Below are 13,594 nucleotides of genomic sequence, written 5' to 3'. Positions count from 1 at the left end.
ATTTGAAACAAATAGGGGGAAATATAAATGAAGAAAGACTCTTCGAACAATAAGAATGAAAACAATTCTTCTAAGAGATACTCAAAGAAGGTTGCTTCTATGCTTTTGTTTTCTGCTGGTCTAGCTGCAACTACATCAGTTGGTGTTTCGGAAGTTAATGTTCCAAATACCAATAACGGTGTAGATGCTCACGCTGCTGTGATTGAAGGCATTGATTGGGATAAAGTTGGTGACGTTAGTGGTATTAGCAGTACCGCTAGAAATGATTTTACTAACCAAACTAATACTGGTACTTCATCAATTAATGATGAAGGTTACGCAGCCTTAACTCAAGGCTCACCTAACACATATGGCTATTTGACGTCTAAATACAAGATGGACTTTAAGCACGATTTCTCGTTTACTGGTAATGCTAAATTTGGTAGTCAAAAGAACGGAATTCTTAATAACAATAAAGCAGGGGATGCATTTAACTTCCTGTTTAGTTCAACTCGTCCTGGTGATAGCTTTCCAGGAATGAAGCCAGATGGTGGATTTCTTGGTATGAATGGTTTGGCTAATGCCTTTGGATTGGTATTTGATGAACACTACAACGATAACCAGTTATATGGTGATTTCAGGAACCAATTGCTCGGTCCTGGCCAAATTAACGTTCCGTCTGAGGTTGTTAGCTGGAGAACAACTAGTCCTGAAGGTAATTTAAATTCTAATGAACGAGTTCCTCAGTGGGGTATTGTTGATGCTGCTGGTTCTAAAGATCCAAATGCCCAAGTTGTTTCGATGAATACTGACTTGATGGATGGTAAAGAACATACTTATCGTGTTGATTATAATGCAGAGACAAGTGTTCTTACCGTTACCGTTGATGACAACGCTTATGGTCCATCATTAAGTCATCCATATCCACAAAACATTTACAAGAACACTGGTGCATTTAGCGGTTCTCAGTGGACACGTCAAATCACGGGTGCTGATAAGGCCAATGGTGGTATGTACCTTACACTTGCTGGTGTTTCTGGTGATACTGCAACCAATGATTTTGGTGCTCGAGTTCGTGAATACCACTACAACTCAATTGAAAAGACTAAAGACTACGCTAACAATTTAATTGATAACTTACCTAACTTGACTAATTCTCAAAAGAATGATTACAAGGACAAGGTAAATAACCAAACGACTAGCGATGGTGTCGGTCAAGTTTATAGCGATGCTAAGAAACAAAGTGATAAACAAGCGGTTGATCTTACTCAAGCTAAGAAAGACGCAAAGAACACCATTGATAAGTTGGAAAACTTAACTCCAGCTCAAAAGACCGCTTTCGAGAAGGATGTTGACAATGCCAACACCAAGGAAGCAATCGATCAAGTTGTTTCTAACGCCATCGCCCAAGACGCAATCAACAAAGCCAACAAAGATACACAAGCTTTGCAAGATGCTAAGGACAAGGCTAAAGATGCAATTGACGACATGACTGACCTTACTGATCAACAAAAAGATGATTATAAGAAGGCTATTGATGAAGCAACGTCAGGTAGCGAGATTCAAAACGTTATCGACCAAGCTAACGCTCAAAATGAAATTAACAAGGCAAACAACGATAAGGGCAACCAAGACGCCCTAAATGATGCTAAAGATGCTGGTAAGAAAGCTATCGATAGTATGCCTTACCTATCACAGGATCAAAAGAATGCCTACAAGAAGGGCGTTGACGCAGCTACTGATGCTGATGGAGTTAAAGCAGTTGTTGACCAAGCAAACGCTCAAAACGAAATTAACAAGGCAAACCAGAATCCTACTGATACTTCATTGCAAAAGGCTAAGGATGCTGCTAAGAAGGCAGTTGATAGCTTAACTCACCTTAGCCAAGCCGCAAAAGACAATTACAAAGACCTTATTGCCAAGTCAGCTGACGTGCCAGAGGTTAATGAACATCTCAATGACGCCTATTTGGAAGATATGTATCAAGCTACCAAAGATGGAGATGCTAAGGCATTACAAGCTCTTAAGGATCAAGCTATTCAAGGCATTAAAGATATGTCGTATCTTACAGCTGCAGGCAAGCAAAATGCTATTAACAACGTAAATGCTGCAACTGATAGAGATGGTGTATCTCAAGCATTTGGGGAAGCTAATACACTAAATAATCAGAACAGGCAAAACTTAGAAAAGGCCAAGGCTAACGCTAAGGACATTGTTAATGGTTTGACTGACCTTACTGATGCCCAAAAAGATGCTTATAATGGAATGATTGATGCATCAACTAGTCAACCTGAAATTGATTCAGCTGTTGCTAAGGCTAGAGCACAAGATGCTGTCAACAAAGCTTCTAAGAACCCAACTTCTGACACATTGCGTCAAGCTAAGGATAGTGCCAAGGAAGCAATCAATGCATTGCCTTACTTGAGTGATGCTGAAAAAGCTAAATTCAACGATGCTGTTGAAAGTGCAACTACTACTGCTGGTATTGCTGACGCATTGAACCAAGCAAATGCTCAAAACGCAATCAACAAAGCAAAGCAAGATTCTTCAGCAAGTGCGCTTAACGATGCTAAGCAAAATGCTAAGAACGCTATTGACAGCATGCAAGGTTTGACACCTAGTCAAAAAGCTGACTACAAGTCACAAGTTGACGCTGCAGATACACCAGAAGAAGTTGCTGATGCATTTAAGGCTGCTCAAGATCAAGCTGCTAAGAACCAAGAAGGTTTGGCACAAGCTAAGAAAGATGCCATTAATACTATTAATGACCTCAAAGATCTTACTCAAACCCAAAAAGATGCATTCCAGAAGCAAGTTCAAGCAGCAAACACTACTGACGAAGTAGCAAATGTTGTTAAACAAGCTCAAGCACAAGATGCAGTTAATAAGGCTGGTAAGGATGCTTCTCAACTTAACAATGCCAAGAATGCTGCTAAGGAATTCATCAACACATTGCCTAACTTATCAGCTGATGAAAAAGCTCAATTTATCGCTGATGTAAACAATGCTAAGACTGCTCCTGAAGTTCAAAATGCAATTGATCAAGCTAAGGCCCAAGATACGATCAACAAGGCTAAGAATGATGCTACAGCATTGCAAGATGCTAAGAATGCTGCTAAAGACGCTGTTGATAGCATGAGCAACCTTACTGATGCTCAAAAGGATGCCTATAAGAAGGGTATCGATGCTGCTACTAACGGTGCTGGTGTTCAAGCGGTTCTTGATCAAGCTAAGGCTCAAGATGCAATCAACAAGTCAAACGCTGATGCTAACAGTTCACAAGCTTTAACTGATGCTAAGAACTCTGCCAAGAAGGCAGTTGACAGCATGGAAAACTTGACTCAAGCTCAAAAGGACGCATACAAGAACCAAATCGATGCTGCCAAAGATGGTAAAGAAGTTCAAGCTATCCTTAATGATGCTAAGACTCAAGACGCTGTTAATAAGGCAAACAACTCAACTGGAGACGAACAGGCTAAGGCTCTTCAAGATGCCAAGAACGCTGCTAAAGATACAGTTGATAGTTTGACTCACTTAACAAATGATGAGAAGAAAGACTTCAACCAAAAGATTGACGATGCTAAAGATGCTAATTCAGTTATGAGTGTTGTTACTGATGCTAAGGCTCAAGATAGTATCAACGAAAAGACTCTTGCAAAGAACAAGCAAGATGCTAAGAACACTATCGATAGTTTGGCATACTTGACTGATCAACAAAAGACTGATGCTAAGAATGCAATTGACTCAGCAACTAACCAGAGTCAAATTGATTCCGTAGTTAAGACAGCAACTACTCAAAACGAAATCAACAAGTACAATAGCGACAATTCTTCTACTACTCTCAAAAACATTAAAGACAAGGCTAAAGACGCAGTTAACTCAATGAACTTAACTGACGAACAAAAGGCCGCATACGAGAAACAAATCGATAATGCTAAGAGTGTTAGTGAAGTTCAAGACGTCTTGTCAGATGCTAAGTCGCAGAGTTCTACTAATGACGCTAAGACTGACAGTTCTAAGCTTAACGAAGCTAAAGAAGATGCCAAGAACGCCGTTGAGAACATGTCTTCATTGACTGACGCTCAAAAGAAGGATTACCAGAACCAAATCAACAATGCTAAGAACGCAAACGACGTTCAAAACATTGTTGACCAAGCTCGAGTTCAAGACGCTATCAACAAGGCTGTTAATACTAACAACCAAGCAAACTTTGATAACGCTAAGAACACTGCTAAGAATGCTGTCGATAACATGACAACTCTTACTGATAAAGAAAAGCAAGACTACAAAGACCGAATTGACGAAGCTAAGACCACTGATGATATTCAGAATATTATCAACGAAGCTACTCAAAAAGATCTTTCTAACAAGTACAACAACAACACTAGTGATAACAACATTCTTGACCAACTTAAAGACATCACCAAGAAGATTATTGATCAAATGACTTCATTGACTGATGCTCAAAAGGAAGCATACAAGAAGGCTATCGATAGTGCCACTAATACTGACACTCTTGATAAGATCACTACTGATGCTAACAACCAAAACACAACCAACAAGGAAAATGTTGATAAGTCTAAGAGCGACAGTCAGAGTCAAATCGATCGGATGGACAGTCTTACTCAAGAACAAAAAGAGTATTACAAGAAGTTAATCGAGAACTCTACTACTACTGAAGAAATTAATAGAATTATCAACGAAGCTACGACTCAGAACAAGATCAACGAGTCGAAGAACGATTCTACTAATACTCAAAAGCTCAATGACGCTAAGAACAGTGCCAAGAACTCTGTAAGTGACATGAGTGACTTGACTGATCAACAAAAGAAGGATTACCAAAACAGAATTGATAACGCTAAGAGTGCTGAAGAAGTTCAACAAATCATTGACGAAGCACGTACTCAAAACGCTGTCAACAATGCAAAGAACAATTCTACAAGTTCTGAAGCCTTCAAGAACGCTCAAGACACTGCAACTAATGTTGTTAATGGTCTTGACAGTTTGACTAAGGAACAACGTGATGAGTACAACAAGCGTATTGCAGATGCCAAGTCCGCTGATGAAATTAGCAACATTGTTAAGGACGCCGTTAACCAAAACGCCATTAACAAGTCAACTAACAACACCAGCAGCACTGAGTATCTTAACAACGCTAAGTCAACTGCCAACAATGTTGTTGATACTTTGAGTAACTTGTCGAGTTCAGAGAAGAGTGATTACAAGAACCGAATCAACAATGCTAAGACTGCTGAAGAAGTTCAATCAATCATCAATGAAGCCAAGACAACTGATGCTCTTAACGCATTGAAGAAGGAAAACACTGAAGAAACCCTTAACAATGCTAAGAACACTGCCAAGAACTCAGTTGACGATATGAATTACTTGACTGATCAACAAAAGAAAGATTACAAGGATCGTCTTGACAAAGCTACGAATGCTTCAGATATTGAAAACATCATGAAGGAAGCTAACCAGACTAACAATTCTGTTAAGAACGAGCTTACTAACACCAAGACTGATGCTAAGAAGACCGTTAATAATCTTTCAGACTTGACTACTGAGCAGAAGAACGACTTCAACAGTCGAATTGATAACGCCAAGAGCAAGGAAGAGGTTCAATCAATTATTGATCAAGCCCAAGCTCAAAATGCAATCAACAAGGCTAAGAATGATCAGACTTCAACTACCTTGACTGAAGCTAAGAACTCTGCAAAGAATGCTGTTAACAACATGAGCAGTTTGTCACAAACTGAAAAGGATAACTTTAACAAGTTGATCGATTCAGCTACGACTGCTGAACAAGTTGAAGACGCATTGAGTCAAGCAAGAGCTCAAAACGATATCAACAAGTCAAAGAATGATTCTCGTGCATTGCAAGATGCTAAGAACTCAGCTAAGAACGCTGTTGATGGTTTGGACTACTTGTCACAAACTGAAAAGGATAACTTCAAGAAGCAAATTGATAACGCCAGTGATACTGCCGGTGTTCAAAATGCTCTTGATCAAGCCAATACTCAAAACGCAGTTAACAAGGCTAACCAAGCATCTGACGCTGACAAGGCTAAGGCATTGCAAGATGCTAAGGATGAAGCTAACAAAGCAATTGATAATTTAGCTAACTTGAGTAATGCTGAAAAAGAAGCTGCTAAGAACAAAGTTAACAGCGCAACAAACGCTAACGATGTTCAATCAGCTCTTAATGATGCAAAGGCATTGGATGCTATCAACAAAGCAACTAATGACAAGAGTGCTCAAGCATTGCAAGATGCTAAGAACGCTGCTAACGACGCCATTGATAAGTTGGCATACTTGACTCCTGCACAAAAGGACGCTGCTAAGAAAGAAGTTAATGCTGCAACTGATGCTGCCGGTGTTAAGGATGCATTGACTAAGGCACAAGATGCTAACAATACTGGTAAGCAAGCTCTTGATCAACAAAAGACAAACGCTAAGAACACTATTAGTGGACTTAACGACTTGACTCCAGAACAAAAGACTAACTACATTAATCAAATTGATGCAGCTACTAATAAAGCTCAAATCGATTCAACTGTTGCCAACGCTCAAGCTCAGAACGATTTAAACGCTGCTGCTAAGGATCCTCAGAACCCTGATAGTTTGGCCAAGGCTAAGACTGCTGCTAATAATGCAATCGATGCTATGACTGGTTTGTCAGCAACTGAAAAGAGCGACTTCAAGGCACAAGTTAACAAGCAAACATCTGTTGATGGTGTAATCACTGTATTGAACAATGCAAGATTACAAGATGCTATCAACCGTGCTAAGACTGATTCTTCAGCATTGCCTGACGTTAAGGATGCCGGAAAAGACGTTGTTGATACCACTCCTGGTTTTACAGACGGTGATAAAGACAACATCAAGAAGGATATCGATAATGCTAAGACTCCTGATGAAGTTCAAAAGATTATCGACGATGCTAAGGCACTTGGTGACGCCAAGACTGATGGTAAGAAGACAGTTGATGGACTTGACAACTTAACTCCAGATCAAAAGAACGAATACAAGAATAGAATCGACAACGCTTCTACTCCTGACGCTGTTCAAAAGATCGTTGATGAAGCTAAGAAGGAAAGTAGCACACCAACAGACTTGACTGCTGCTAAGAAGACTGCTAAGGAAACTATTGATAACTTAGCTAACCTTTCTAACGCACAAAAGGATGCCTACAAGCAATCTGTTGACGCTTCAACTAGTCAAGCACAAATTGACGCTGCTGTTGCTGCTGCCAAGGCTCAAGATGCAATCGAAGCTGCAAACAAAGATAACGGCAAGTTACCAGCTGCCAAGACTGCTGCTAAGGATGCTATCGACAAGTTAGTAAATCTTTCTTCAGATCAAAAGGCCGCTTACAAGAAGGCTGTTGATGCCGCTACTGATGCTGACGGTGTTGAAAATGCATTGAAGCAAGCCCAAGCACAAGATGCAATCAACAAGGAAAACAGTGACAAGCAAAACGCTGAAGCATTACAAAAAGCTAAGAATGCTGGTCGTGATGCCATCGACGCTATGCCTTACTTGACTGACGCACAGAAGAAAGCATATAAGGATGCTCTTGACAATGCCAAGACCCCTGATGATGTTGCAACTGTCGTTAACGAAGCTGCTGCTAGAGATGCAATCAACAAGGCTAACGCAGATCAAGATGCTGCAAGTCTTGCTGCTGCTAAGGACGCTGCAACTAAGGCAATTAACGCATTACCTAACTTAACTGATGCTCACAAGGCGGACTTTGTAAACAAGGTTAAGGATGCTAAGACCTCTGGTGATGTTCAAGCAATTCTCATCCAAGCTATCGCTCAAGATGCCTTGGACAAGAAGGATCCTTCAGCAGACGATTTGGCTAAGGCTAAGGAAAGTGCAAAGAACGCTATCGATGCAATGCCTTACTTGACCCAAACTGATAAGGATGCTGCCAAGAAGGCTGTTGATGACGCTAAGGATGCTGCCGGTGTAACTACTGCCTTGGAAAACGCAGCTGCTAAGAACGAAGCCAACAAGAATGGTTCAGCTCTTACAGACGCCAAGACTAAGGGTAAAGCTGACATTGCTGAATTAGGTAACTTGACTCAAGATCAGCGAGATGCATACAACAAGTTAATTGATGCTGCTACAACTCCTGCTCAAATTGACTCGATCGTTGCTAACGCCAAGGCTCAAGATGCTGTTGAAGCACAGAAGAAGAACCCAAGTTCAGATAACTTGAAGAAGGCTAAGGACGCTGTTGTTGATGCAATCAACAAGTTGACTGGATTATCAGCTGACGAAAAGGCTAAGTTTGGTAAGCAAGCTAACGATGCTACTAACATCGATGGTGTTCTTCAAGCACTTAGTGATGCTAGATTACAAGATGCTTTGAACCGTGCCGGTAAGGGTGATTCAAGTGCCTTGAATGACGCTAAGGATGCTGGTAAAGACGCTATTGATGCAAATCCTAACTTGACTCCTGATCAAAAGGAAGATATCAAGAAGGACATTGACAACGCTAAGACTCCTGAAGAAGTTGACCAAATCGTTAAGGATGCTCAAGACTTCAACAAGACTAAGCAAGAAGCCAAGGATACCATTGATGGCCTTGATAACTTGACTAACAGTCAAAAACAAGGTTACAAGGATAGAATTGACAAAGCTAAGACTCCTAGTGATGTTAAGGCAATCGTTGACGAAGCTACAAAGGCTAACGATGATGCTCAAGCAACAACTCTTGATGAAATCAAGAAGGACGCTAAGAACACCATCAACAACTTGAAGAACTTAAGCGATGCTGAGAAGCAAACTTATCTCGATAGGGTTGATGCTGCTACAACTAAGGCTGATGTAAACAAGGCGGTTGCTGATGCTAAGACTGCTGATGCCAACAAGGGTCAAGCTGACTTAGCTGCTGCTAAGAAGGACGCTAAGGATACTGTTAACGCCTTGACTGACTTGAGTGACGCTGAGAAGAAGGCATTTAACGATAAGATTGATGCCGCTACTGACAAAGATCAAGTTAACCAAGTTGTAACTCAAGCTCAAGCTCAAGACGCAGCAAACAAGGCTGATAATGACGCTAGTCAACTTCAAGCAGCTAAGGATGCTGGTAAAAAAGCCATCGACGCAATGCCTTACTTGAGTACTGCTGAGAAGGATGCTTACAAGACTGCTATTGACAGTGCCAAGGATGGTAAAGATGTTGCAAGTATCGTTAAGAATGCTACCGCTATTAACGATGCTAACAAGGCTGCTCAAGACGCAACTGACGCAGCTCTTAAGACTGCTAAGGACTCCGCTAAGGATGCCGTTAACGGTTTGAAGAGCTTGAGTGACAGTCAGAAAGAAGACTTCCTCAAGCAAATTGATGATGCTTCAACTCCTAAGGAAGTTGCCGCAATTGCTAAGCAAGCTCAAGCACAGGATGCTTTGGAATACGCTAAGCAAAACGCTTCTGATAAGGAAGCCCTTCAAAAGGCTAAAGACGATGCTAAGGCAGCTATCGATGCAATGCCTAACTTGACTAAGAAAGACAAAGATGACGCCAAGACTGCTGTTGACCAATCTCAAACTGTCAATGATGTCAAAACTGCTTTGGATAACGCAAAGCAGAAGAACGATGACAACGCCAAGACTCTTGACACTGCCAAGAAGGACGCTACCGACAAGGTTGATAATCTTACTAACTTATCAACTGACGAAAAGAACGCCTTCAAGGATAAGATCAACAAGGCAACAAGCACTGATCAGATTGACTCAATCGTTGCTAACGCTACAGCTCAAGACTCAGCTAATGCTTCTAAGAAGGATCCAACCGATACTTCTAAGTTAGACAAGGCTAAGGAAGATGCTAAGAAGGCTGTTGACGCAATGCCTAACTTGACTGACAAGCAAAAGACAGACTTCAAGGCTGATATCGATAGTGCCAAGGATGCCGCTGAAGTTCAAAACATTGTTGATCAAGCTAAGGTTCAAGATGCTGCCAACCGTGGTACTAGCGACCCTGATGCAACTAATGATGCTAAGGAAGCTGGTAAAGACGTAGTTGATAACACCCCAGGTCTTACTGATAATGACAAGAAGGATATCAACGACAAGATTAACGATGCCAAGACTCCTGACGAAGTTAACAAGATTGTTGAAGAGGCTAAGGAATTAGGTAAAGATAAGACTGACGGCAAAGAAACAGTTAATAACACTGACGGTCTTACTGATCAAGATAAGAAGGACATCAATAGCAAGATTGATGATGCCAAGACTTCTGATGAAGTTAAGGAAATCATCAAGGAAGCTCAAGACTTAGGTGAATCTAAAGTCAAGGGTAAGGATACCATTGATGACCTCAACAACTTGACACCTAGTCAAAAGCAAGAATACAAGGACAGAATCGACAATGCTAAGACTGCCGACGAAGTTCAGTCTATTCTTACTGAAGCAACTAACGCTAACGGTGGTTCAGGTAACCAAGGTGGTAACACTACTGGTAACGGAACTGTTTCTGGCGGAAGCTCATTAGTAAGTGTTGTTCCTGGTGGTTCTTCAGATACTAACTCAGGTTCTGGATCAAACACTGGTAACACTGGTAATGAAACTAAACCAGATGCCGCAGTTGGTGAAGTTGTTTACGCAACCAACAAGATCTACTTGTACGAGAACCCAACATTCAACAAGTCACAACGTCTTGCAGGATACAGCAAGAAGCCTAGAATCAACAGACCAATGTTTGTTGTTACTGGCACTGACAAGTCGAAGAATGGTGTTCTTAGATACAAGGTTCGTGATGTAAACCACAAGAGTGCTACTGCTGGTAAGACTGGTTACATTACAGCCAACGACAAGTACGTTGTTCCTGTATACTACAAGAGCGTTCCAAGCAACAAGACAATTACTGTTATTGCTGCCAAGGGTGCAAATGGATACAGAACTTCAGGCTTGACTGGCAAGATCAAGAACTACAAGCAAGGTACTGTTCTTAAGATTAAGGGTGTTGAGAAGCGCGGTATGGCTTACAGATACATTCTTAACGACGGTAGCTACATTACCGCCAACAAGAAGCTTGTGGCTGTTGGTAAGTTAGTACAACCAGTAACTATCAAGACTAAGAAGGGTATCAAGCTCTACAAGGATGTTAACTTGAGTAAAGTTAAGTCAAACATCAAGAAGGGCAAGACTCTCAAGGTTAAGTACTACGCATACTCAAGAGAAAACTCAAACACTACCCACGGTACTAAGCGTTACGCTGTTGCAGGTGGATTCGTAACTGGAAACAGTAAATTCGTATCAATCACTAAGACAGCTAACTAACATTTGAATTTTTGAATGATGATGTTTAGTCAGAAAAAGGCAATCCTAACAGGGTTGCCTTTTTTGTACATAATTTTAAAGCGATAGTTAAGATTCGTGTGGTATGCGATTGCTAAACAATGCATATGGTACAATGATTGGGAACTTATAAAGGAGATTTTGTATGAAAAGCAATTCTTCCGGTTTTTGGAAGTCATTTCTTAACTGGTACCGACCAATAAGAAAAAAGATGAAAAGATTCAACCGAAAACATCATATTGTCAAAATATTATTTATATTAATGTTGTTCTTTGGTCTATTATTGAGTGGTTATCTAACATATGTAGCCAAAACCTCTCACGTTAAGAACTTGGAGTCCTCGTTAGCTAAGACAACTGAGATATTTGATCAGAGTAACAATAAAGCAGGAGAACTCTACGCCCAAAAGGGGACCTACGTTGGCCTCAGTAAAATTTCCAGTAATGTTCCTAAAGCGGTGTTGTCTACTGAGGACCGTAATTTTTACCATGAATACGGGTTTTCAGTGAAGGGTATCGCAAGAGCATTTGTTCTATTGCTGAAAAATAAATTATTGGGTCGTGACTACATCAGTGGTGGTGGTAGTACCTTAACGCAACAGTTGGTTAAGAATGCGTATCTGTCACAAGAGCAAACTGTCTCTCGAAAGCTGAAGGAATTGTTCCTTTCAATTCAGGTAGAGAATGATTATTCGAAGAATGAGATTCTGACCATGTATCTAAATAATGCCTACTTTGGAAATGGTGTTTGGGGTGTTCAAGATGCAGCCAGAAAGTACTTTGGGGTGGATGCTGTGAACTTGACGGTACCGGATTCTGCGGTGCTAGCAGGAATGTTGACTAACCCTAGTGGTTTCAACCCAATCGATCACCCAGTTGCGGCCAAGGAACGACGCAATGTGGTGTTGCAACTAATGGTCGAAAACGGGAAGTTGACGCAATCACAGGCAAATTACTACAAGTCAACACCAATCAACGTTCAAGACACATACGTTCGTAAGGATGGGTATCGATACCCTTATTACTTTGACGCGGTAATCGACGAAGCCATTAGTAAGTATGGGTTAACCGAATCAGAGATTATGAACAAAGGTTACCGAATTTATACCAACCTTAATCAAAATCAACAGCAAGCAATGCAACAGAACTTTGATAATGATTCATTGTTCCCAGCAAACGCGTCTGACGGCACCAAGGTCCAAGCATCATCAATCGCGGTCTCGCCATCAACGGGTGGTGTAAGTGCAGTTGTCGGTGGTCGTGGTCAACATGTGTTCCGGGGTTATAATCGGGCTACTCAAATCAAGAGACAACCAGGATCCACTATGAAACCCTTGGCTGTTTATACACCGGCCTTAAAAGCAGGGTATAAGTATGATTCGATGCTTGTAGACAAAAAGAAGTCCTACGGAACAAATGGTTATACACCAAAGAACTACAACAACCAATACCAAGGTAGTGTTCCAATGTACGAGGCACTCGCACAGTCAATGAATGCCCCAGCGGTTTGGCTGTTGAACCAAATTGGAGTTGACGAGGGTTATAACTCAGTTAAAAACTTCAATATTCCGGTAAGCAAAAAGGATAAGAACTTGGCCCTTGCTTTAGGTGGCCTTTCGTCCGGAGTTTCTCCTCAGCAAATGGCTGGTGCTTATACCGCGTTTGCAAACGGTGGTAAGGTGATGAAGCCATTCTATATCAGAAAAATTGTCGATTCGACTGGTAAAGTCCTTGTCGATAACACTGAGAAACAGAATGGTCGCCAGATTATGTCTAAGTCAGTCGCTAACCAGATGACTTCAATGATGCTCGGAGTATTTAACAGTGGTACGGGTGTTGATGCTAAGCCTTATGGTTATCAAGTAGCCGGTAAGACTGGTAGTACGGAGGCAGATAACACTGGATCAGCTGACGCAACGAAGGATAAGTGGATCATTGGGTACACGCCAGACTTGGTGGTTGCGACTTGGGAAGGCTTTGATAGTACCAACAAGGCTCACCATTTGGAAAATCTGAGTGGTACTGGGGTTGGCAGCCTGTTTAGGAATGAAATGCAGACAATGCTGCCATATACTAAGAACGATAGCTTTGATACTCAAGATGCCCAGACGTTGGCTCAGGGCAAGAAGAGTGATTCTGGTAGTGATGTTTGGAATCAGATTGAAGATAAAGCTAGTGAAGCTGGTGATTACATCAAGAAGAAGGCGTCTGACTTAATTGACGATGCAAAGAGTCTCTTCGGTGATTAATCGTATTGTTAGCTGGTCATTTATGTTAAACTTTAAATAGCTTAATAATAAGGA

The 13,594-nt window shown here is 41.2% G+C and carries 2 protein-coding genes; both read left to right on the top strand.

Annotated elements, in window-relative coordinates; all coding sequences use genetic code 11:
* The first annotated feature begins 27 nt into the window (after positions 1-27).
* Positions 28-11,274, top strand: a complete 11,247-nt coding sequence (locus QOW94_RS01520) for a DUF5776 domain-containing protein (protein WP_283678299.1) — start codon at positions 28-30, stop codon at positions 11,272-11,274.
* Positions 11,275-11,437: 163 nt separating this feature from the next.
* Positions 11,438-13,540, top strand: a complete 2,103-nt coding sequence (locus tag QOW94_RS01515; RefSeq protein ID WP_283678298.1) for a PBP1A family penicillin-binding protein — start codon at positions 11,438-11,440, stop codon at positions 13,538-13,540.
* Positions 13,541-13,594: the final 54 nt, after the last annotated feature.

This window comes from Lentilactobacillus sp. Marseille-Q4993 (assembly GCF_951230165.1).
GTDB lineage: Bacteria > Bacillota > Bacilli > Lactobacillales > Lactobacillaceae > Lentilactobacillus.
Note: the sequence above shows the minus strand (reverse complement) of the source record. Positions and strands in the feature narration are given on the sequence as shown.